This is a genomic window from Streptomyces albidicamelliae, assembly GCF_025642175.1.
GTDB classification, from domain to species: domain Bacteria; phylum Actinomycetota; class Actinomycetes; order Streptomycetales; family Streptomycetaceae; genus Streptomyces; species Streptomyces albidocamelliae.
In genome coordinates, this window is sequence record NZ_CP106795.1 from 6628259 (window position 1) to 6650614 (window position 22356).

Here is a 22356-nt window from a genome sequence, read left to right on the forward strand (position 1 = left end):
CCGTTCCCGCCACACGAGATCAACGCCGCCCGCCACCGGGGTGTTCCCCGGCCGCCGGGCCCGTCCGTACGATCACCCGGACGACGTACCCGAGCCGAGGAGCACGCTGTTGTTCACCACCCGGCCGACCCTCCAGGGCACCTTCGGCATGGTCTCCTCCACCCACTGGCTCGCCTCGCAGTCGGCGATGGCGGTCCTGGAGGCCGGCGGCAACGCCTTCGACGCGGCGGTGGCCGGGGCGTTCGTGCTGCACGTGGTGGAGCCGCACCTGAACGGGCCCGCGGGCGAGGTGCCGATCCTGCTCGCCCCCGCGGGCGGCGCGGTGCGGGTGCTGTGCGGGCAGGGCGTGGCCCCGGCGGGCGCCACGGCCGCGCACTACCGCGGGCTCGGCCTCGACCTCGTCCCCGGTACCGGGCCGCTCGCCGCCGCCGTGCCGGGAGCCTTCGACGCCTGGCTGCTGCTCCTGCGCGACCACGGCACCCGGAGCCTCGACGACGTCCTGCGGTACGCCATCGGCTACGCCGAGCACGGGCACCCGCCCGTGGAGAGGATCGGCGCGACCGTGGAGACCGTGCGCAGGCTGTTCGAGACGGAGTGGACGTCCTCGGCCGACCTCTATCTGCCCGGCGGCAGGGCGCCCCGGCCCGGCGAACCGCTGCGCAACCCGGCCCTCGCCGCCACCTGGAAGCGGCTGCTCGCGGAGACCGCCGGGACCGGCGACCGGGAGGCCCGGATCGACGCCGCCCGCGAGGTGTGGCGCACCGGCTTCATCGCCGAGGCCCTGGTGCGGCAGTCCCGCCGGCCCACCCTGGACACCAGCGGCGAACGGCACACCGGCACGCTCACCGAGGCCGACCTCGCCGGCTGGTCGGCGAGCTACGAGAGCCCGGTGACGTACGACTGGAACGGCTGGACCGTGTGCAAGGCCGGCCCCTGGAGCCAGGGCCCCGCCCTGCTCCAGCAGCTCGCCCTGCTCCCGGCCGAGCTGCCCGCGTACGGCTCCGCCGACTACGTCCACCTGCTGATCGAGGGCTGCAAGCTCGCCATGGCCGACCGCGAGGCCTGGTACGGCGACGCCGCCGACGTACCCCTCGCCGACCTGCTGTCGGACGGGTACAACGCCGGCCGCCGTGCCCTCGTCGGCGCGGAGGCCTCCTACGAGCTGCGCCCGGGCCGTCCCGGCGGGCGCAGCCCGCGCCTGCCCGAGCAGGCACACGCGCGCGTGGACGACGGCGACCGCGCGTTCGACCCGATGGGCGCGGGCGAACCGACCGTCGCCGAGATCCCCGGCGAACCCCACGTGGCCGTCGACGGCACCACCCGCGGGGACACCTGCCACCTGGACGTCGTCGACCGCTGGGGCAACATGGTCGCGGCCACGCCCAGCGGTGGCTGGCTCCAGTCCAATCCCGTCGTGCCCGAGCTCGGCTTCCCGCTCGGCACGCGCCTGCAGATGACCTGGCTGGAGGAGGGCCTGCCGAACACCCTCACCCCGGGCCGCCGTCCGCGCACCACCCTCACCCCGTCCCTCGCCCTGCGCGGCGGGGTGCCGGTCCTGGCGTTCGGCACGCCCGGCGGCGACCAGCAGGACCAGTGGCAGCTGCACTTCTTCCTCGCCGCCGCCCTGCGCGCCCCGGTCCGCGGCGGCCTCGACCTGCAGGGTGCCATCGACGCTCCGAACTGGCACAACGACAGCTTCCCCAGCTCCTTCCACCCGCGCGGGCGTCGTCCCGGCAGCGTCACCGTGGAGTCCCGCGCGGACGCCGGGGTGATCGAGGAGCTGCGGCGGCGCGGCCACGACGTCACCGTCGGACCCCCCTGGTCCGAGGGCCGCCTGTGCGCGGTCGCCCGCGACCCGGAGACCGGTGTCCTGCTCGCGGCGGCGAACCCGCGCGGGATGCAGGGATACGCGGTGGGCCGCTGAGGTCCGCCGCGGCACCCGCTGTTCATCCGGAATCCACCGCGCGGCCACCCGCCCGGCGTGGCCTGTCAGTGGTGCGTGCTCTCATGGAGGGCATGAACGAAGACACGGAAACCATCGAAGAGTTTCTTCTGCGCTGCTCGGCCGACGTGGAGGAGGCGGTCCGCAAGGCCGCCGCGGCCGAGATCCTGCCCCGCTTCCGCCGCCTCGCCGACCACGAGGTGGACACCAAGAGCGGCCCCCACGACCTGGTCACGGACGCCGACCGGCTCGCCGAACTCCGGCTCACCGAGGACCTCGGCTCCCTGCTGCCCGGCTCGGTGGTGGTCGGCGAGGAGGCGGTCCACGCCAACCCCGCGACGTACGACGCGCTCCAGGGCGACGCGCCCGTGTGGATCGTCGACCCGGTCGACGGCACCCGGCAGTTCGTGCACGGCGACGACGGCTTCTGCACCCTGGTCGCCCTCGCCCACGAGGGCGTCGTCATCGCCTCCTGGACCTACGCCGCCGCCCGCGACCAGTTCGCCACGGCCGTGCGCGGCCAGGGAGCCTTCCTCGACGGCGAGCGGCTGTTCGCCGGCCCGCCCGCACCCGGCCGGGACCTCGTCGTCGCCACCTCCCACCCCGACTACACCACCGACGAGCAGAAGGGCGCACTGCGCGCCCTGTGGACCGACGGCGTCGCGCCCCGCCCCTGCGGCTCCGCGGGCCTGGAGTACCTCGCCGTCGCCCGGGGCGAGTTGGACGCCGTGGCGTTCTCCTGGGAGGCCGCCTGGGACCACGCGGCCGGACTGCTCCTGGTCGAGGAGGCGGGCGGGGCGCACCTCACAATCACCGGCGAACCCTTCCGTGTGACCGGCGGCAACGCCCTGCCGTTCACCGCCGCCCGTGACGCGGCCACCGCCCGTCGCGTGTCCGCCCTGCTCCGCGCGGAAGGCTGACGAGCGGCGCACGGCCCGCCGGACCGGCCGGGCCCGACGCCGGACCGGCCGCGGGGCCACCCGGGCCGGGGCGCGCCGGCCCCCCGGCATATCCTGACCGCCAGTGGCCATCGGCTGACGAAGGGGTCCGAAGGTGCCGTCGATGCTCGATGCGGTCGTGGTGGGTGCGGGGCCGAACGGACTGACGGCCGCCGTGGAGCTGGCCCGGCGCGGTTTCTCCGTCGCCCTGTTCGAAGCCAGGTCCACCGTCGGCGGCGGCGCCCGCACCGAGGAGCTGACCCTCCCCGGCTTCCGGCACGACCCGTGCTCGGCCGCCCACCCCCTCGGGGTCAACTCCCCGGCGTTCCGCGGCCTGCCCCTCGACCGCTACGGCCTCGAATGGCTGCACGCCGAACTGCCCATGGCGCACCCTTTCCCCGACGGGACCGCGGCCGTGCTGTCCCGCTCGGTGGCCCGGACCGCCGCCTCCTTCGGACCGCGCGACGCGGGCGCGTACCGCAGGCTGGTCGCGCCGTTCCTCGGCCACTGGGACACGCTCGTACGGGACTTCATGTCCCTGCCCCTGACGGCGCTCCCGCGCGACCCGGTCACCCTGGCCCGCTTCGGCCTCGCCGGGCTGCCGCCGTACACGTGGATGATGCGCCGCTTCAAGGACGAGCGGGCCAAGGCCCTCCTCGCGGGCCTCGTCGCGCATGTGATGGCCCCCCTCGGCGGCCCCGCCACCGGCGCCGTCGGCCTGGTCTTCGCGCTGGCCGCCCACGCCCGCGGCTGGCCGGTGCCCCGCGGCGGATCCCAGGCCGTCTCCGACGCGCTCGCCGCCCTCCTGAAGGACCTCGGCGGCGCCGTGCACACCGACTACGAGGTCAAGCGGCTGGACGACCTGCCGCCGGCCCGCGCCTACGTCTTCGACACCTCGCCCACCGCGCTCGCCCGCATCGCCGGCTTCGGCGACCACTACGCCGGCTACCGGTACGGCCCGGGCGTCTTCAAGATCGACTACGCGCTGGACGGACCGGTGCCCTGGACCGCCCCCGAGGCGCGCGTCGCCGGGACGGTGCAGATCGGCGCGAGCGCGACCGAGATCGACACCGCCCTGCGCGCCGCCTCCCGCGAGGGCCGCGCCCCGGAGCGGCCGTTCCTGATCACCGTCCAGCCCAGCGTCGTCGACCCGGGCCGCGCACCGGCGGGCAAGCACGTCTTCTGGGCGTACGGACACGTCCCGGCCGGCTGGACCGGCGACCTCACCGACGCCATGGAACGCCAACTGGAGCGCTACGCACCCGGCTTCCGTGACCGGGTGCTCGCCCGCGCCGTCGCCGGCCCCGCCGAGATGGCCGCCCGCAACGCCAACTACGTCGGCGGGGACATCGGCTGCGGCGCGGCGTCCGGGCTCCAGCTGCTGCTGCGGCCCAGACTGTCCCTGTTCCCGTACCAGACCCCGCACCCGGCGGTGTTCCTCTGCTCGTCGGCCACTCCGCCGGGACCGGGCGTGCACGGGATGTCGGGTCACAACGCGGCCAAGGCCGTCTGGCGCAGACTGAGGCAGACATGACCACCATCACCCTCGTCCAGGGCGACATCACCCGGCAGAGCGTCGACGCGATCGTCAACGCGGCCAACTCCTCGCTGCTCGGCGGCGGCGGGGTGGACGGCGCGATCCACCGGCGCGGCGGCCCGGCCGTCCTGGAGGAGTGCCGCAGGCTGCGCGCCTCCCACTACGGCAAGGGCCTGCCCACCGGGCAGGCGGTCGCCACCACGGCGGGCGCACTGGACGCCCGCTGGGTGATCCACACCGTGGGCCCCGTGTGGTCCGCCACCGAGGACCGCTCGGACCTGCTCGCCTCCTGCTACCGCGAGTCCCTGCGCGTCGCCGACGAGTTGGGCGCCCGTACGGTCGCCTTCCCGGCGATCTCCACGGGGGTGTACCGGTGGCCCATGGAGGACGCCGCCCGCATCGCGACGCGGACGGTGCGCACGACGCCGACGTCCGTCGAGGAAGTGCGCTTCGTCCTGTTCGACGAGCGGGCGTACGACGTGTTCGGCCGGCAGCTCGGCTGACGCACGGCGTCGGGCCCGGGACCCGGACGGCACGCAGGGCTCCGGACAACCGCCGGGCGACGGGGGCTGCTTCCGGGCGACGGAGCTGCTTCCGGGCGGAGAGGCTGCCGCCCGGCGACCGGGCTGCTTCCGGGCGACGACGTGAACAGCACCACCGCGGGCCGGCCGTGAGCCGCCCCGAAGGCCGCCGCGGATGCGCGCGAGGACGCCGCCGGACGCGGGGTGACCAGGGCGATGTGAAGATCTCACACGGCGTACCCCGGCGGATTCACCCCGCCCGCATGCACCCGTCCCTGTCGGCGTGATTGGCGCATATGCGACCGTCGCCATGGAGACCGTCGGAAGGTCTCGACGGCGTGGAAGGAGCTGCGGAGATGGAGGTAGGAATCCTCGGGCCGCTCGTGGTGAGGGTGAACGGAACGTCCCTCGTGCCCAGCGCGGCCAAGCCGAGACAGGTGCTCGCGTTGCTCGCGTCCAACCTCGGCAGGCATGTGTCCGTCGGCACCATCGTGCAGGAACTCTGGGGCGACGCGACCCCCGGCTGCCCCACGGCGGTGGTGCAGACCTATGTGAAGCAGCTGCGGCGCGCCCTGGCCGCCGCACTCGCCCCGGCCGGCGGGCCGGACGCGAAGCAGGTGCTGAGCCGTACCCACACGGGCTACGTCCTCGGCCTGCCCGGCGCGGACGTGGACGCCCGGGAGTTCGAGCGGATGACGGTCCGCGGGCAGCAGGCCCTCGCCCGCCACGAGGCCGAGGAGGCGGCGGCGCTGCTGGACAAGGCCCTCGCCGTGTGGCGGGGCCCCGCACTGGTCGACGTACGGACCGGACCGGTGCTGGAGACCGAGGTGCGCCGGCTCGACGAGGCCCGCCGCGGCGCCCTGGAGAGCCGGATGAGCGCGTACCTCCTGCTCGGACGGCACACCGAACTCATTGGCGAACTCGGCGTGCTGACGGCCCGCTATCCGTTGCAGGAGAGCCTGCACGCCCTGCTGATCCTGTCCCTGCACCGCAGCAGCCGTTCCGGGGAGGCGCTGGAGGTGTACCGGCGGCTGCGCGCGGCCATGGTCGGTGAACTCGGCATCGAGCCCTCGCAGCGGCTCCAGCGGCTGCATCACGCCATCCTCCGCGACGACCCCGCCCTGGAGTCGCCCGCCGCCGGTTTGGCTGTTTTTTAGCGGTTCCCGCCACCCTCGGGGCGTGCCTGCCGGGGCCTGCTCGACCGCGAGCCGAAGGCGTCCGGCCGGTCGGGCAGGTGATCCGCCCGTGTCCGCGTCCCGGGCACGGACGTCCGCCCCCGCGCCGGCCGGCCGCGGTCGGCCGCGCGGCGCGGACCGGCCCCGGCCGGCCACCGACGTCGGACTAGCCCGAGGCGGAACGGAATGACGCGTTACCTGTCCCAGACATCCCCGTCCGAACTGGACCCCGATGACGCCGGAGTGCGGCTGTTCTGCTTCCCGTACGCGGGCGGTGGCGCCTCCGCCTACCGGCGCTGGCAGCGCGGTCTCGACGTGCACGCCGCCGGCGCCCAGGTGCTGCCCGTCCATCTGCCCGGCCGTGAGGGCCGGATGACCGAGCCCCGGTTCACCGACCTGGCCGCGCTCGTCGCCGACCTCGACGAGGAACTCGACGCCGAACTGGAGCACCCGCACGTGTTCTACGGGCACAGCATGGGCGCCCTGATCGCCTACGCGCTGACCGCCCGCCGGCAGTCGCGGGGCGCGCCCCTGCCACTCGCCCTGGCCCTCAGCTCCTACCGCGCCCCCCACCTGCCCGCACCGGAGATCGCCGACCCGGGCGCCAGCGACGAGGAACTGGTCGCCGGACTGGCCGCGCTGGGCGGTATCCCGCGGGTGATCCTCGACCACCCCGACTTCCTCGCCGCGCTGCTGCCCATAGCCCGTGACGACCTGCTGCTGTGCACCGCGTCCGTCGGCGCGGACGCCGACTCGATCCGGGTGCCGCTGCATCTGTTCGTCGGCGCGCGCGACCGCCTGGTGTCGGTGCCGGAAGTCGTCGCCTGGCGGCGGCACGCCGGACGCGGCTGCGAGGTGCGGGTCATGCCCGGCGGGCACTTCTTCATGCGCGCCCACGAGGACGGCTTCCTGCGCGAACTCGCCGCCGTCATCCGCCAGTACGCCTACGCGCCGGTGCTCGCGGGCGCCCTGTCCGCCTGACGACGCAAGGCCCCCGGAGGGACACGATGACAGCTCAGGAAACGTACACCGACCGCGTTCTCGCCAGAGCTGCGGACCGCGGGGACGCCCCCGCCTTCACCTTCGTCCGGGACGACGGCGACGACCGGCTCTCGTACGCCGAACTCGACCGGCGGGCCCGGGGGATCGCCTCCTGGCTCCAGGAACGGGGGCTGAGCGGACGGCAGGTGCTGCTGCTCCACCCCTCGGACCTGTCCTTCGTCACGGCCTTCGTCGGCTGCCTGTACGCGGGTGCGGTCGCCGTCCCCGCGCCTCTGCCCTCCGACCGCGAACGGCACTTCGACCGGCTGACCCGGATCGCCGCCGACGCACGGATCGGGGCGGTGCTCACCACCTCCCGGCACGCCGCCGCCGTCGAGTCCTGGCTGGCGGGCACCGGCCCCGAGCGGGTGCCCTGCCTGGCCACCGACGCGGGCCCGGTGGGGGATGCGAGCGGGTGGCGGAACCCCGGACTGCGCCCCGACGACCTCGCCTTCCTGCAGTACACCTCGGGTTCGACCAGCGCGCCCAAGGGCGTGATGGTCTCCCACCGCAACCTGATGGCCAACGAGGCCGCCATCCAGCGGGCCCTCGGCTCCGGCGCCGACGACTGCTTCGGCAGCTGGCTGCCGCTCTACCACGACATGGGTCTCATCGGGCACGTGCTCCAGCCGCTGTGGCTGGGCGCCCGGGCCGCTCTCATGGACCCGGGCTCGTTCCTGCGCCGGCCGGCGGCCTGGCTGGAGATGGTCGGCGACCACCGGATCACCATCGGCGGCGGACCCGACTTCGCGTACGCCATGTGCGTACGGCGGGTCAAGGACGCCGACCTGCCCCGGCTCGACCTGTCCAGCTGGGAGCGGGCCTGCAACGGGGCGGAACCGGTACGGGCCGACACCATCGACGCGTTCACCCGGCGGTTCACCCCGGCGGGCTTCCGGGCCGAGGTCTTCTTCCCCTGCTACGGCATGGCCGAGACCACCCTGCTCGTGTCGGGCACCCCGCGCGGCATCCGGCCCACGACCCGGACCGTCGACGCCGCGGCCCTGGAGAACGGCGAACTCCGCGCCCCGGAAACGGGGACGGCGGGCCGGACGCTGGTCAGCAGCGGGGTGGTGAGCCCCGAGGACTTCGAGGTGCGGATCGTCGACCCGGAGACCGCGCGCACCCTGGCGCCCGGACGTGTCGGGGAGATCTGGCTGCGCGGGGCGAGCGTGGCCGACGGCTACTGGGCCCGGCCCGATGCCACGGCGGAGACCTTCGGGGCCCGGACGGCGGAGGAGGCGGGCCCGGCGGGCGGCGGCTGGCTGCGCACAGGGGACCTGGGCGCCCTGAGCGACGGGCAGTTGTACGTGACCGGCAGGCTCAAGGAAATGATCCTGGTCAACGGCCGGAACATCTATCCGCACGACGTGGAGGCCGCGGCCCGCGCGGCGGACCCGGTGCTCGGTACGGGCGCCGCCTTCGCGGTGCAGGCGGGCGGCGCCGGACGGGAACGTCTGGTCGTCGTCCAGGAGGTCGCCGGCGCCGCCCTCGACGCCGCCGCAGGGGAACACGGGCCGCTGCTGGTCGAGCGGGTGCAGAACGCGGTCGCCGCGGAGTGCGCGGTGCCGGCGGGCAACGTCCTGCTGGTCGCGCCGGGCACGGTCCGCCGTACGACCAGCGGGAAGATCCAGCGCACGCTGATGCGGAAGCTGTTCCTGACCGGCGCGATCGAGCCGCTGTACGCGGTCCTCGAGGCCGACGTCCGGCCGCCGGCCGAGCGGACGGCGGCGACGGTCGGCTGACCACCGGCCACCGCGCCCGCACAGGCAGACGGCACCCCCTCGGGCCCCCGGCCCGGAACGGCACCCTCGTTCCGGGCCGGGGGCCCGGTGCCGCGCTCGGTGCCGCCTGCGGTGCGGGGGAGCGGCGGTCGCGGGAACCCGCCTTGGTGAGGGGCGTCCGCCCGACGCGGCGGCCGGTGGCGAGGAATGGACCGGGCGACTGTCGGCGGGCCGCGCGAACGAGATGGACGACCTCGTGACGGCACGTCCGCGCACGCCGGCTCGATCGGATCCGCCCCCGCCGCGGCACGACACCCCGCGCATCGCGGACCGGGGGCTCGGCAGGCGTCGGGCCCGGGGGGGGGCAACGGCGCTTCGCCCGCCGGTCCGGCGGCGTCGCCTACGCGGCCGCGTCCCGGTGTGCGGTCGGTGGCCGGGGCGGTGTTCCCTCCTCGGAGTCTGCTGCGGAGACCGGTGCCGGGGCGGGTTCACGGGCCGGGCCCTTCAGCAGGACGGCTGAGAGGACGGCGCCCAGCGCGACGATCGCGGCGGCCGCCGTGAAGCCCGCCGGGGCGGCTGCCGCGACGCGGTCGCCCGGCGCACCGCCGGTGAGGTGGGAGCCCGACTCGCGGGCCAGGACCGTGCCGACGACCGCCACGCCCAGCGCGTTGCCCAGCTCCTGCATGGTGTCGTTCAGCGCGGCCGCGTTGCCCGAGCGTTCCGGCGGGACCAGGGCCAGCACGGCGTCCGTCGCGGGCGCGAGCGCCACACCCACGCCGGTGCCCATCAGGCACAGGCTCAGCAGGACGCCCGGGTAGTTGTCGGCCCGGGCCAGGGACAGGATGCCCAGGGCGCTGACCGCCAGACCGCCCGCCACCGCGCCGCGCGGGCCCGTGCGGCGGGCGGCCCACGGCGACAGGGCCGAGCCGGCGCCCACGGCGACCGCCACGGGAGCCACCGAGAGGCCGGCCCGCAGCGGGCTGTAGCCCAGCCCGGACTGGAGGAACTGGGTCAGCACGAACAGCGTCCCGGACATGCCGCTGAACAGCAGCATGTTGCCCGCGCCCGCCCCGAGGAACGCGGGACGGCGCAGCAGGGCGAAGTCCACCATGGGACTCGGGTGCCGCCGCTCCCACCCGGCGAACCCGGCACCGGCGAGCAGCGCCGCCGCGAACGAGCCGAGCACCGGCGCGGACGTCCACCCCTCGCCCGAGGCGTGGATCGCGCCGTAGACCAGGCCCACCATCGCCGCCGAGCCCAGCACCGCCCCCACCGGGTCCGCCGGACGCGGCACGGGCGCCGCCGACTCCGGCAGCAGCAGCGCGCCGGCCACCAGGACGACGGCCACCGGCAGCAGGTTCACCAGGAAGACGGAACCCCACCAGAAGTGGGCGACGAGGGCGCCGCCGAGCACCGGGCCCGCGGCCACGCCCAGCGCCGAGGTGGCACCCCACACCGCGATCGCCCGGGGCCGCTCGGCCTCCGGGAACACGTTCACCAGGATCGACAGGGTGCCCGGCATCACGAGCGCCGCGGCCACGCCCATCACGGTCCGGGCCGCGATCAGCTGCCCGGCGTCCCGCGCCGCGAGCGCGATCAGCGTGCCCACGCCGAACAGGGCGGCACCGAGGAGCGTGGCCCGTTTGCGGCCGTAGCGGTCGGACAGCGTGCCCGCGGTGAGCAGGCAGGCCGCGAAGACCAGCGCGTAGCCGTCCACGATCCACTGGGTGGTGCCTATGCCCGCGTGCAGGTCCCGCATCAGGCTGGGCAGCGCGACGTTGAGCAGCCCGTTGTTGAGGATGATCAGGAACAGGGCGAGGGACAGCACTCCGAGCATCCACCAGCGGCGCGGGTCCGGCGGTGAGGGCAGTGCGGACGCCTGCCTCCCGTACGACTCCGTCGCGTCCTGCATGCGGATCTCCTCTCGGGCCGGCGGGAGAGCGCCACGACGCCGTGCGCCCGGCCACAGCCTGCCGTCCGGCCCTGAAGGCGTGGTTGAGCGATTTCCGGCCGGTGGCGCAACCGCCGCTACAGCCGCCGCCCCGAGCATGGATCGCCGCAGGCACCCACAGGCAGCGACCTTCCGAGGCTTCGAGGACTTCCAGGAGTGGATGTGCAGGACGACCGGGCGCAAGCCTTCATGACGACCCTGATCGAGCAACTCGTCGCCGTACGCCCCGAGACCGCGGGCCGGCAGGTCACCGAGCGCTCCCGGCTCACCGGCGACCTCGGCCTGGACTCGGTGGAGCTCGCCGAACTCTTCGAGCGCATCCGGGAGGTGTACGGGGAGGTCGAGATCGCGGACTGGCTGGCGCTGGCGACCCGCGCCGAGGGCGACACGGTCGGCAGCCTCGTCCGCTACCTGTCCATGGTGCTGCCCGAGGACGCGGGGCAGCCGCTGGTGGCGGGGAGCGCGCGATGACCGTGACGACGCAGGCGCCGGCCCGTACGGACTACGTGGCCCTCGCCGCCGAACTGGCCGGCCGGTTCGCCGAGCGGGCCGCGCGGCACGACGCGGAGGCCAGCTTCCCGCACGAGAACTTCGCGGAGCTCGTCGCCTCCGGCTACACCGCGATGACCGTGCCCCGCGAGTACGGCGGCGGGGGAGCGGGCCTGGAGGAGCTGTGCCGGGCCCAGGAGACGCTGGCCACCGGCTGCGCGAGCACCTCCTTCGCGGTCAACATGCACGTGCACGGCATCGCGATGATCGCGGGCATCGGCGGCCCCGCCGCCGAGCGCGCCTACCGGGCGATCGCCCAGGACGGCGCGGTCATCGCCGGCGGGTTCAGCGAGCCCGGTGTCGGCGGCAACTGGTGGCACCCCACCACCAAGGCCGAGCCCGTGGAGGGCGGTTACCTGCTCAACGGGCGCAAGGGCTTCTTCACCGGATTCCCGGCCGCCGACCTGCTCTTCCTCTCCGCCGCCCGCACGGACGACCGCGGACTGCCCGAGCCCGTCGGCTTCCTCGTGCCCAAGCCGGAGCGCGGGGTCACCGTCACCGCGGAGTGGGACGCGGCCGGCATGCGCGCCACGGGCAGCCACTCCCTGCTGCTGGACGACCTGTTCGTGCCCGAGGACCGGATGGTCGGCCGGCCCGGCGCGCTGCCGCTGATGTTCATGCAGGGCGTCCACTGGGCCTGGTGCAGCTTCGCCTCCGTGTTCCTCGGCATCGCCCGCGGCGCCCTGGAGCAGGTGGTGCGCGAGCAGCGCGGCCGCACCCTGCACGTCCTCGACCGGACCGTGGCCCATCTGCCGGGTGTGCAGTTCCGGATCGCCGAGATGAGGACCCGGCTCGCGGCGGCCGAGGCGCACCTGTACCAGGCGGTGCGCGCCGACCACGACACCGCGATCGCCGCGGACCCGCTCGGCCACTACATCGAGATGAGCGTGATGAAGAACAGCGTGGCCCGCCTCGCGCACGAGGTGGTCGTCCTCGCGATGCAGGTCCAGGGCGGCTCCGCGCTGCTGTCCGGGCACCCGCTGCAGCGCGCCTACCGGGACGTGGTGGCCGGGCTGCTCGTCCCGCCGAACTCCGACGTGACCGCCGAATGGGCGGGCAAGCACGCGCTCGGAGTGCCGGTCTTCGCCGAACCCCGCTGGGAGGGCTGAACACCATGGCCACCGCCGTACAGGACACCATCGCCGTCGACGACGCCGAACGGGACGCCCGCTGGGCGCGGTTGGAGATGACGGCACGCGCGCTCGCCGCCCGGTTCGAGGAGCGGGCGACGGACGGGTACGACTCCGGCGAGTTCGTCGGCCGCAACATCCGGGACCTCGTCGAGGCGGGCGTCACCGCGGTCAACGTCCCCCGGGACATGGGCGGTCTGGAGGCCACCCTGGAGGAGAACACCCGGCTGCTGCGGATCATCGCCGGCGGCTGCGGCTCCACCGCGTTCACCCTCGCCATCCACGCCGTGCTGACGGGCTCCATGCGCAGCGACCTGAGCGTGGCCGTGCGCGAGCGGATGTTCGGCGCCGTCCGCGACGGCGCGTTCGTCGTCGGGCCGTTCACCGACGAGGGCTCGGGCGGCAACTGGGTGCGGCCCTCGACCACGGCCCGCCGCGTCCCGGACGGTTTCGTCCTGGACGGGCTCAAGCACTTCGCCACCGGCTACGACGCGGCCACCCACCTGGTGGTCACGGCGGGCCTGGACGACGAGCACCTGGAACCGCCCTTCAACCTCGCCGCGTTCTTCGTCGAGAAGCCCGAGCGGGGCATCGAGGTGGTCGCGCCCTGGAGCGGCTTCGCGCTGCCGATGACCGGCTCGCACTCGCTGCGGCTCGACGGACTGCGCGTCGACGCCGACGACTCGGTGTTCCCCGACGGACTGACCCCGCTGTTCGTGATGGCGCGCCAGCAGTGGGGTCACTACTGCTTCGCGGCCGTCTTCCTCGGGCTCGCCGAGCGGGCGTACACGCTCGCCGTCGAACGCACCCGCGGCCGGTCCACGACCGCCGTCGCCGATCTCGCCCGGCTGCCCGGCATCCAGTTCGCGGTGGCCCGGATGCGCTCCTCGCTGGCCACCATGGACGCCCTGCTGACCGAGTACGCCACCCGGCACGTCGACCCGGGCGAGGACCTGCCCGCCTTCGTCGCCGACACCTGCGTACCGAAGTACTACATCACCAACGAGGCCGAGCACGTCGTCGCCACCGCCTTCGAGGTGATCGGCGGCTCCGGCATCCGCGAGGGCTCCCGCATCGGCCAGATCTGGCGGGACGTCAAGGCCGGCCCGCTGCTGCCCTTCACCAACGACATGGCCCGCGAGTTCATCGGCAAGGCCACCCTGGGCATCAGCCCGGTCGAGACCCCGAGGTGGGTGTGATGGCGACCTCCACGAGCCCGGACCGCACCGGCGCACTGGACCCCGGCCGGGTGCCGATCGACAACGAGTACTACGAAGAGGTCGGCGACGACTGGTGGAACACGGAGGGACCGCTGCGGGCCCTGCACGAGATGAACCCGGCCCGCACCGGCTACTTCGACCGGATCCTCAAGGCCCGCCACCACGGCCGCCCGCCCGGCACGATCCGCGTCGTCGACCTGGGCTGCGGCGGCGGCCTGGTCGCCGAGAACCTCGCCGCCCGCGGCTACCGGGTCACCGGCATCGACCTGTCGCCCGGCACCGTCGAGGCGGCCCGGCGGCACGCGGCGGCCTCCGGCGTCGACGTCACCTACCGGGTCGGCTCCGCCTACGGCACCGGCCTGCCGGACGGCTGCGCCGAGGCGGTCGTCGCCTCCGACGTGCTGGAGCACTTCCACGACCTGCCCGCCGCGCTCGCCGAGATCGAGCGGCTCCTCGTCCCCGGCGGGGTCCTGCTCTTCGACACCGTCAACCGGACGATCCGCAGCTACCTGCTGCTCATCCTGGTCGCCGAGAGACTGCTCGGCATCATCAAGCCGGGCACGCACAACTGGAAGATGTTCATCCGCCCCGCCGAACTGCACGGCCTCCTCGGCCGCGCCGGGATGCGGCTGGCGGAGACCCGCGGCCTTGGCCCGGCCCGCCCGCTCCCCGCGCTGCTGCCCGGCCTGCTGCGCCACCGGCGGCTGGGCGAGTTCACCCTCACCGGCGACGTCTCGGCCAGCTACATCGGCCACGCCGTCAAATCCGGTACGCCGGACGCCGACGCCGGCTGACGCAGGCCCCCACCGGCCCCGCGCCCGCCCCGCACCGCCCCCACCGCCCCGCGAGGGGCCGGCGGCGGGCCCCTCGCCCAGGACCCCGCGAAGCACCTCGCCAAGGACAGGACACCCATGGTCTCCATACGCTCCGCCAGCCTCGCCGGCACCGAAATAGGGGCCGCACCCGACGCCGTACGACGGCTCCTGCTCGACGTGGTGGGCTGCGGCCTGCTGATGCCGGGCGTGGAGAGCCTCACCGCCGAGGGCGACGACGTCTACCACTACGTGCTGGCCACCATCTCCAACGGAGCCGTCAGCCACACCCCCGACCACCGCACCCGCTTCGACACCGGCGACCCCGCCCGCATCCGCTGGGAACCGGTCGGCACGCACAACTTCCGCTCCTGGGGCGAGTTCCGCACCACCCCCGGCACCGGGCCCGGCACCACCTATCTGGAGATCGACACCCGCTCCGAGGCCGACGTCGACATCGCGCCCGTGGTGCTGCCGCTGGTCGAGCCGTTCGCCCGGCAGCAGAGCGACGAGGTCACCGAGGGGTTCCTCGCCGCCATCAAGGGCCGGCTGGAATCGGGCGCGAGGGCGGCGGCATGACGACCGCGACCGAGGCGCCGGACGCCGCCGGACGGACCGCCGCCCGCGGGGTGGCCAGACTGCTGGCCCTGCGCACCGCCGCACCCGACACCGTCGTCCCGCAGGCGAGCGCCTTCGACACGTACTACCGCGAGGTCTACCGGGACGTGTCCAAGGCCGAGGAGATCTTCCGCGGCTCCGGGGTCACCCAGCGGCACATGGCCTGGGACCCGCGCACCGCCTACGCCGACGGGTTCCCCACCATCAAGCCCCGCATGGCGGCCTGGGAGGAGAGCGTCCTCGCCATGAGCCGGCGCACGGTGGGCGGGGTGCTCGAGGACGCGGGCGCGGACGAACTCCGGGACCGCATCGGCACGTTCGTGATGGCCAGCTGCACCGGATACGCGGGCCCCACCCCGGACATCCTGCTGGCCAAGGAGTTCGAGCTGCGCCAGGACCTGCGCCGCACCTTCATCGGGCACATGGGCTGCAACGCCGCCTTCAACGTGCTCAAGACCGCCTTCGACGCGCTGGCCGCCCGCCCCGGCGAACTGGTCCTGGCCGGCTCCGCCGAGGTCTGCTCCGTCCACCACCGCCCCGAGGTGTCGGCCGAACAGGCGGTCGTCAACGCCCTGTTCGGCGACGCGGGCGCCATGACCCTGCTCGGCGCCGACGACGGCGGTCCCGGCCCGGTGTTCCTCGGCACCCACACCGAGACCCACCCCGAGACCACCCACGCCATGAGCTGGCACATCGAGGACCTCGCGTTCCGCATGACGCTCTCCCCGTACGTGCCGTTCTACCTGGCCGAGAGCATCGAGCCGTTCGTCAAGCGGCTGCTCGCCCCGCACGGCCTCGACGTCGGCGACGTGCGGCACTGGGGCGTGCACCCCGGCGGCCCGAAGATCATCGACTTCGTCGGCGAGAAGCTCGACCTCACGCCCGAACAGCTCGCCCCGTCCCGGGCGGTGCTCGCCGAGCACGGCAACTGCTCCTCCGCCACCATCCTGCTGATCCTGGACCGCATCCTGCGCACCTCACGGCCCGCGCCGGGGGAGCTCGCCGTGCTGATGGCGTTCGGCCCCGGGCTGACCATGGAGTCGGCGCTCGTCCGTTTCTGATCCCGCCGCGCACCCCGCACCTCCGACACCGATGGGACACCCTCATGACGACGAGCGCACTCGAACCGCGCTGGACCACCCCCGACCTGCACGCCGCGATCAAGGACCACTACGACGGGCTGATCGAGCTGTACGAGGACCTGTGGGGGGAGCACATCCACCACGGGTACTGGGCCGAAGGAGAACCCGACCCCGGCCGGCACGGCGCCCAGGTGCGGCTCGTGGAGGAGCTGATCGCGTTCGGACCCGTGCCCGAGGGCGCCCGGATCCTGGACGCCGGCTGCGGCATCGGCGCCTCCGCCGTCCACCTCGCCGGACGGCTCGGCTGCACGGTCGACGGCATCACCATCAGCGCCGAGCAGATCGGCCGGGCCGAGAGCAAGGCCGCCGAGGCGAAGGTCGCCGACCGCACCAGGTTCCGCCTGGTCGACGCCATGCACACCGACTACCCGGACGGCACCTTCGACGTGGTGTGGGCGCTGGAGAGCTGCGAGCTGATGCCCGACAAGAAGGCGTTCCTCGCCGAGTGCCACCGCGTCCTCAAGCCGGGCGGCACGCTCCTGGTCGCCACCTGGTGCGCCCGCGACGACGCCCTCGCGCCCGACGAGACCCGGCTGCTGCACCGCATCTACCGCGACTTCGTGGTCTCCCACGTGCTGCCCCTGAACCGGTACGGCGCCCTCGCCGACGAGCTGGGCTTCACCGGCGTCCGCACCGCCGACTGGTCCGAGCGGGTCTGGGACACCTGGAAGCTCTCCACCGACATCGTCAAGCCGGTGGTCCGCGACCCCTCCATGATCTGGAAGCTGGTCCGCGCCAAGGGCATGGACATCTTCCGCTTCCTCAACTCCGTACCGCTGATGAAGCAGGCGTACGAGCGCGGCGTGATGCGCTACGGCGTGCTGCGCGCCACCAAGCCGCTGTGAACCGGCGCCCACCCACCCGACTTCCCGTTCCCTCCTGGAGCCGACGATGACGACAACTGCCGCTCCCACGGCGTCCGTCGAGTCACTGGTCGCCGAACTGCTCACCCAGCAGTGGCTGATCGACCTGTTCTCCGAGCTCGCCGAGCGCCAGCAGGCCTCGACCGCCGCGACCGAGAAGCTGCGCGCCCGCGACGCCGCCACCCATGTCTTCTGGCCCTTCCACTCCCCGCAGTTCCCGCTCGTGGCGCGCGAGGCGCACGGCAGCCGCATCCTCGACGCCGACGGCAACACCTACGTCGACTGCCACCTCGGCTTCGGCGCCCAGGCACTGCACGGCCACAGTCCCGAGCCCGTCGTCCGGTACGTCACCGAACAGCTCGCCGCGACCACCGGCAACGGCTACTGCCACCCGGTCGAGCAGCAACTCGTCGACCTGCTGGGCGAGTTCGTGCCGCACTGCGAGAAGTTCGCGTTCCTCAACTCCGGCACCGACGCCACCGCGGCCGCCATCCGGCTCGCCCGCGCGCACACCGGCCGGCGCATGGTGGCCAAGTTCGAGGGCTCCCTGCACGGTGTGCACGACCTGGGCATGCACAACACCGCCTTCTGGTACCACGGCCACCCGACCCACCCCTTCCCGGGCAACGCCCCCGACGGCGGCGTCGAGCGGCAGTCCGCGCTCACCGGGGTACCCCTCGCCGACCCGCGCGACCTGCTCGTCCTGCCCAACGACCCGGTGCGCGCGGTCGAACTGATCGAGCGCCACCGCGGCGAGCTCGCCTGCGTGATCACCGAGGCCGCGTCCTCCTCGTTCCCGTTCGTCGAGCACACCGTCCCGCTGCTGCGCTCCGTGTCCGAGCGGTGCCGGGCGCTGCGCATCCCGTTCGTCCTCGACGAGGTCCTCACCGGCTTCCGGTTCGGGCCCGGCGGCGCCGCCGCCCACTTCGGCATCGAGGCCGACCTGTACACCTATGGCAAGGTCCTCAGCGGGCTCGGCATCCCGCTGTCCGCCGTCGGCGGCCGGGCGGCCCTGCTCGACCACACCCAGACCTCCGGCCTGCCGCTCACCGACATCGGCCGCAAGACCTGCGTGCAGACCACCCACGCCGGCAACCACCTCGCGCTGGCCGCGTCGTACGCCAGTCTGCGGCTGCTGCACGAGCAGCGCGACACGTACTACACCGAGACCCGGGCCAAGGTCGACGGCATCCAGCGGCGCCTGGCCGCGTTCCGCGGGAAGACCGGCATCCCGCTGCGCCTGGTCGGATTCGGCGACTTCATCGGCTCGTTCGGCTTCCTGGAGAAGGACAGCTACGACGACTACCGCGCCTTCGCCGGCGCGGTGAACCCGATCGCCTTCTTCCTGCTCACCCTGATGCTCCGCCGGCGCGGCTTCTACACCCTCAGCCTGCCGATGCTGTTCACCGGCGGCGCGCACAGCACCGAGGACCTGGACTCCCTGGTCGACGCGGTCACCGACTCGGCCCGCGAACTCGGCCGCCACGGCTTCCCGTTCGTCCTGCCCGGGGCCGACGGGGCATGACCGGCGCCGGCCCGGACGAGCGGGCGGACGCCGTGGTGGTCGGGGCCGGGCTCACCGGTCTGGTCACCGCCGTCCGCCTGGCCCGCACCGCCGGACCGGGCCGGCGGGTGCTGCTGCTCGAAGCGGGCGGCGAACCCGGCGGGCGGGCCCGTACCACGGACCACCGGGGGTACCGGCTGGGCCTCGGTCCCCGGGCGCTGTACCGGACCACACGGGACGAGCTGCGGGCCCTGGGCGTGCGGGTACCGGGCGGTGAACCCGACCTCAGCGGCTCTCTCGCCCTTCGCGACGGCGCACTGCACCCCGGCTACGCCGCCCCCGGCCCGCTGCTGCGCACCGGACTGCTCGCGCCCCGCGAACGCCTCGCCGTGGCCCGGCTGCTGGCCCTGTCCCGCGGCCGCCCGAACCTGGCCGGCACCGATGCCGCGCGGTGGCTCGCCGACCGCCTGCCCACCGAGCGGGCGCGGGAGGCGGCCTTCGCCGTGCTGCGCGTCAGCGCCTACGCCGGCCGTCCCGAGATGATCGACGCCGGGGCGCTGGCCGCGCACTTCGCCGGGGTACGGCGCGGGGTGACGTACGTCGACGGCGGCTGGCGCACCCTGGTGGACGCGCTGCTCGGCCGCGCCCGCGCCCTGGGCGTGGAGACCCGCACCGGCTGCCGGGTCACGGCGGTCGAGGGCGGGGCACGGCCGCGGCTGACCCTCGCGGACGGGCACGGCATCCGCGCCCGCTCGGTGGTGCTGGCGGGACTGCCGCAGCGCGCGGCGCACCGCCTGCTGGACGAGCCCGGACCGGCCGGCCCGCCCGGCCGGCCCCTGCACACCGCCTGCCTGGACGTGGCCCTGAGCCGGCTGCCGGACCCGCGCCGGACCCTGGTCCTCGGCGTCGACGAACCCCTCTACCTGTCCGTCGCGTCCCAGACCGCACGCCTCGCGCCGGACGGCGGCGCCGTGCTCCACCTCGCCCGCTACGACGACGGGTCCGGTCTCGGCGCCACCGAGGTGCGCAAGCGGCTGGACGAACTGCTCGACCTGTGCCAGCCCGGCTGGCGCGAGGTGCTGGTCCATGAACGGTTCCTGCCCCGGATCACCACCATGACCGCGGTGCCCGAAGCCCGCACGGGCGGCCTCCCCGGCCGGCCCGGACCACGGGTCCCCGGCCGGCCGGGCGTCTTCGTCGCCGGCGACTGGGTCGGCCAGCGCGGTCTGCTCGCCGACGCGTGCGTGCTCAGCGGGGCGCGGGCGGCCGAGGAGGCGGCGGCGCGGCTGTGAACGCGGGGAAGACAAGGCCCCTACCGACCAACGGAGTTGTCATGCGTCCGATCCGTATCGCCGCCCTCGGCGGCTCGTTGCGTGCCGGCTCGGTCTCCACCGCCGCCCTGCGGACCTGCGCCGCCCGGGCGCGCCGGGCGGGCGCCGAGGTGACCCTGCTGTGCGGGCCCGAACTGGCGCTGCCGCCCTACGACCCGGAAGCAGGTGTCAGGTCGGCGGCGGAGCTGCGGCTGCTGGCCGCCCTGCGCGCCGCCGACGGTGTCCTGCTGGCCAGCCCGACCTACCACGGCGGCATGTCCGGGCTGCTGAAGAACGCGCTCGACCACACCGAGGCCCTGGCCAAGGACACTCCCGGCTACCTGGACGGGCGCGCGGTGGGCTGCCTCACGGTGGCGTGGAACGAGGTGGCGGGCGCCTCCGCGCTGGCCTCCCTGCGCGCCTCGGCCCAGGCGCTGCGCGGCTGGGCGGTGCCGATGGGCGTGGTGGTGTCCGCCGCCACGGAGTTCACGGCCGCCGACACCTGCGCGGACCCGCGTGCCGCCCGCCGCCTCGACATCCTCACCGACCAGGTCCTCGACTTCGCCCGCATGCGCCGCAGCTGCGAGGCGGCCGCCGTACCCGTCGGCTCAGGGGTGGGGGCCGCGCTGTAGCCCGCCGTCCCCACCCGCGACCGGCCCCCGAGCCCACCGGAACGGCTCGGGGGCCGGCGGCGTGTCCGCCGCGGCGGACGGCGGGGCGCACGGACGGGAGCGGGCGACACACGGCACGGGCATGTGCCTGCGGCGTCCGGGACACGGTGAGGGCCGGGCACTCCCTCCCTCGGTTCCCTCAGGGAGTGCCCGGCCTGCCGGTGGGTGGTGCGCCGACTAGCCCGCGGTCGTCCGGACCGGGGTCAGGGGCAGCATGCGGCGGTCCTCGGTGCGGGCCGCCGCCAGCTGGGCGCGGCCCTTGTCCGTCATCAGTTCGGGACGCCACAGCGTGCCGCCGTCGAGTTCGACCGTCACCCCGGTGACGCCGTCGACCGCGCCCACCTTCTGCTCGACCGACTGCATGATCACCGGAACCGCCATGCAGAACGGCGCGGTCAGGCTGATGCGCACGGTGGCCCGGCCCTCGCCGTCCACCGCGACATCGCGTACGAGGCCGAGGTCGACCAGGCTCATCGGCCGCTGCCAGGACTGGCTGCAGGGGTCGTACACCTCGCCCAGCGCGGTGTGCACCTGGTCCGGCGTGACGGTCGCGACCGTGGCGACCGCCCGGTCCGCGGCGCTCACGCCGAGGCCCCGGCCGCCGCCGCCCACAGCTCGGGCTGCGACTCGCGCCAGTACGTCCACATCGGCCGGTTGCCGCCGTGCTCGGCCCGGTGCCGGGCGAACTCGTCGTCCCGCACTGCCTCCGCCGCCGCGGCCAGGTCGATCCCGGCGATGCGCGCGTAGTTGCCGGCGAGGAACGCCGCCCGCTGCTCGTGGGTGATCTGCTCCAGCCCGTACCGCTCCAGGATGCGGTCGGAGAACGTGAGCCGCGCCATCTTCTCCAGCACCGGCTGCGGGTGGAAGTGCAGGGCGCCGGAGGCGTAGATGATCTTCTCGGCGCCGCCGAGCGAGATCAGCTGGGCCAGCGCCTCCTCGACGTACCCCATGCCGTGCGCCAGGATCGCCGAGGTGATCTCCAGGTTGGCGTAGACGTTGGGCAGCCGCATCAGCGCCATGGCGACCTCCTCCACGAAGGGCGGGAGGCCGGCGTGCACGATCTCGAAGGAGAGGTCGATGTGCCGGATGGCGACGGTCTCGAGGTCGTCGATCCCGAACGGGCCGAGCGGCACCAGGCCGTTGGGCACGATCTTGTGCAACGCGACGATCTTTATGCCGAGTTCCTTGGCCAGCTCGAACAGCGGGGTGAACTCGGGGTCGTCGAGCCGCCAGCTGACGTCCGGGGAACCGGCGTTGGGGTACATCTTGATGCCGATGGTGCCCGGCACCCGCGCCACCTGCTCGCGCAGGTCCCGCAGGCAGGCCTCGATGCCGAGGGCCGGGTTGATCCCGGCGTACGGCACGATCCGGCGCGGCCACTTCTCGGCCAGCACCTGGTTCTTCTCCCCGTTGCACAGACCGTCCTCGAAGACGGCGTCGATGCGCAGCCGGTGGTTGACGGCCATGTCCACGTCGGACTCGGTGAACATGGTCCAGGCGAGCAGCTCCGGCGGCCAGTCGGTGCAGAACACCTCGCGCGGGATGCCGGAGCCGGCGGTCGCGAAGCGCTCGTGCATGCCCCAGAGCATCTCCCGCAGCGCGAACGCGTGCAGGTCGGGGAACTCGCCGTCCTTGCGCAGATTGCTGTCCGCCACGTTGTACGGGTGCACGGTGGCGTCAATGACGAACATGTTGTCGATCAACTGGG

General features: G+C 74.3%; 20 protein-coding genes. 17 read left to right on the forward strand and 3 right to left on the reverse strand.

Going from position 1 to position 22356, the window contains the following annotated elements; genetic code table 11:
* Window positions 1-109 precede the first annotated feature (109 nt).
* The 7 genes from N8I86_RS29975 (at window position 110) to N8I86_RS30005 (ending at window position 8899) form a co-directional block, all read left to right on the forward strand.
* Window positions 110-1924, forward strand: a complete 1815-nt coding sequence (locus N8I86_RS29975) for a gamma-glutamyltransferase family protein (RefSeq protein WP_263279141.1) — start codon at window positions 110-112, stop codon at window positions 1922-1924.
* Between the two features lie 92 nt (window positions 1925-2016).
* Window positions 2017-2862 (forward strand): inositol monophosphatase family protein, encoded by an 846-nt coding sequence (locus N8I86_RS29980; protein WP_073897829.1) that lies wholly within the window; start codon window positions 2017-2019, stop codon window positions 2860-2862.
* Between the two features lie 142 nt (window positions 2863-3004).
* A complete protein-coding gene (locus N8I86_RS29985; RefSeq protein WP_073897003.1) occupies window positions 3005-4414 on the forward strand; it encodes a phytoene desaturase family protein in 1410 nt (469 codons plus the stop codon).
* Window positions 4411-4920 carry an O-acetyl-ADP-ribose deacetylase gene (locus tag N8I86_RS29990; protein ID WP_073897001.1) on the forward strand — a complete coding sequence of 170 codons (510 nt, stop codon included), beginning with the start codon at window positions 4411-4413 and terminating at the stop codon, window positions 4918-4920. Before N8I86_RS29985 ends, N8I86_RS29990 begins: the two co-directional genes overlap by 4 nt.
* 374 nt (window positions 4921-5294) lie before the next feature.
* Window positions 5295-6095 carry an AfsR/SARP family transcriptional regulator gene (locus tag N8I86_RS29995; RefSeq protein WP_263279142.1) on the forward strand — a complete coding sequence of 267 codons (801 nt, stop codon included), beginning with the start codon at window positions 5295-5297 and terminating at the stop codon, window positions 6093-6095.
* 204 nt (window positions 6096-6299) lie between these two features.
* The gene (locus tag N8I86_RS30000) at window positions 6300-7094 is read left to right on the forward strand and encodes a thioesterase II family protein (RefSeq protein WP_073896998.1); all 795 of its coding nucleotides are present in this window, start codon (window positions 6300-6302) and stop codon (window positions 7092-7094) included.
* A 26-nt stretch (window positions 7095-7120) separates the two neighbouring features.
* Window positions 7121-8899, forward strand: a complete 1779-nt coding sequence (locus N8I86_RS30005; RefSeq protein ID WP_263279143.1) for a fatty acyl-AMP ligase — start codon at window positions 7121-7123, stop codon at window positions 8897-8899.
* 379 nt (window positions 8900-9278) lie between these two features.
* Here N8I86_RS30005 and N8I86_RS30010 read toward each other — a convergent pair whose 3' ends face one another.
* Window positions 9279-10790, reverse strand: a complete 1512-nt coding sequence (locus tag N8I86_RS30010; protein WP_263279144.1) for an MFS transporter — start codon at window positions 10788-10790, stop codon at window positions 9279-9281.
* A 195-nt stretch (window positions 10791-10985) separates the two neighbouring features.
* Between N8I86_RS30010 and N8I86_RS30015 the strand changes: the two genes are divergently transcribed.
* The 10 genes from N8I86_RS30015 to N8I86_RS30060 all read left to right on the forward strand — a co-directional run bounded on the left by N8I86_RS30015 (window position 10986) and on the right by N8I86_RS30060 (window position 20609).
* Complete coding sequence (locus N8I86_RS30015) at window positions 10986-11300, forward strand: acyl carrier protein (RefSeq protein WP_143050254.1); 315 nt, start codon at window positions 10986-10988, stop codon at window positions 11298-11300.
* A complete protein-coding gene (locus N8I86_RS30020) occupies window positions 11297-12487 on the forward strand; it encodes an acyl-CoA dehydrogenase family protein (RefSeq protein ID WP_263279145.1) in 1191 nt (396 codons plus the stop codon). Before N8I86_RS30015 ends, N8I86_RS30020 begins: the two co-directional genes overlap by 4 nt.
* A gap of 5 nt (window positions 12488-12492) precedes the next feature.
* The gene (locus N8I86_RS30025) at window positions 12493-13707 is read left to right on the forward strand and encodes an acyl-CoA dehydrogenase family protein (protein ID WP_263279146.1); all 1215 of its coding nucleotides are present in this window, start codon (window positions 12493-12495) and stop codon (window positions 13705-13707) included.
* Window positions 13707-14522, forward strand: coding sequence for a bifunctional 2-polyprenyl-6-hydroxyphenol methylase/3-demethylubiquinol 3-O-methyltransferase UbiG (gene ubiG / locus N8I86_RS30030; RefSeq protein ID WP_263279147.1), 816 nt, complete (start codon window positions 13707-13709; stop codon window positions 14520-14522). Before N8I86_RS30025 ends, ubiG begins: the two co-directional genes overlap by 1 nt.
* A gap of 117 nt (window positions 14523-14639) precedes the next feature.
* Window positions 14640-15119 carry an SRPBCC family protein gene (locus N8I86_RS30035; protein WP_073896978.1) on the forward strand — a complete coding sequence of 160 codons (480 nt, stop codon included), beginning with the start codon at window positions 14640-14642 and terminating at the stop codon, window positions 15117-15119.
* The gene (locus tag N8I86_RS30040; protein ID WP_263279148.1) at window positions 15116-16219 is read left to right on the forward strand and encodes a type III polyketide synthase; all 1104 of its coding nucleotides are present in this window, start codon (window positions 15116-15118) and stop codon (window positions 16217-16219) included. Before N8I86_RS30035 ends, N8I86_RS30040 begins: the two co-directional genes overlap by 4 nt.
* Window positions 16220-16263: 44 nt before the next feature.
* Window positions 16264-17145, forward strand: coding sequence for a methyltransferase domain-containing protein (locus N8I86_RS30045; protein WP_263279149.1), 882 nt, complete (start codon window positions 16264-16266; stop codon window positions 17143-17145).
* 46 nt (window positions 17146-17191) lie between these two features.
* Window positions 17192-18688: an aminotransferase class III-fold pyridoxal phosphate-dependent enzyme gene (locus tag N8I86_RS30050; RefSeq protein WP_263279150.1), complete on the forward strand. Its 1497-nt coding sequence runs from the start codon at window positions 17192-17194 to the stop codon at window positions 18686-18688.
* Window positions 18685-19959: a phytoene desaturase family protein gene (locus tag N8I86_RS30055; RefSeq protein WP_263279151.1), complete on the forward strand. Its 1275-nt coding sequence runs from the start codon at window positions 18685-18687 to the stop codon at window positions 19957-19959. Before N8I86_RS30050 ends, N8I86_RS30055 begins: the two co-directional genes overlap by 4 nt.
* A gap of 41 nt (window positions 19960-20000) precedes the next feature.
* On the forward strand, window positions 20001-20609 hold the full coding sequence (locus tag N8I86_RS30060) for an NADPH-dependent FMN reductase (RefSeq protein ID WP_263279152.1): 609 nt from the start codon (window positions 20001-20003) through the stop codon (window positions 20607-20609).
* Between the two features lie 216 nt (window positions 20610-20825).
* On the opposite strand, the gene N8I86_RS30065 is transcribed toward N8I86_RS30060, so the two are convergent.
* Together N8I86_RS30065 and N8I86_RS30070 are read right to left on the reverse strand one after the other, a co-directional pair.
* Window positions 20826-21233, reverse strand: coding sequence for a metal-sulfur cluster assembly factor (locus N8I86_RS30065; RefSeq protein WP_158075362.1), 408 nt, complete (start codon window positions 21231-21233; stop codon window positions 20826-20828).
* Complete coding sequence (locus tag N8I86_RS30070) at window positions 21230-22351, reverse strand: amidohydrolase family protein (RefSeq protein ID WP_263279153.1); 1122 nt, start codon at window positions 22349-22351, stop codon at window positions 21230-21232. Before N8I86_RS30070 ends, N8I86_RS30065 begins: the two co-directional genes overlap by 4 nt.
* Between the last annotated feature and the right edge of the window lie 5 nt (window positions 22352-22356).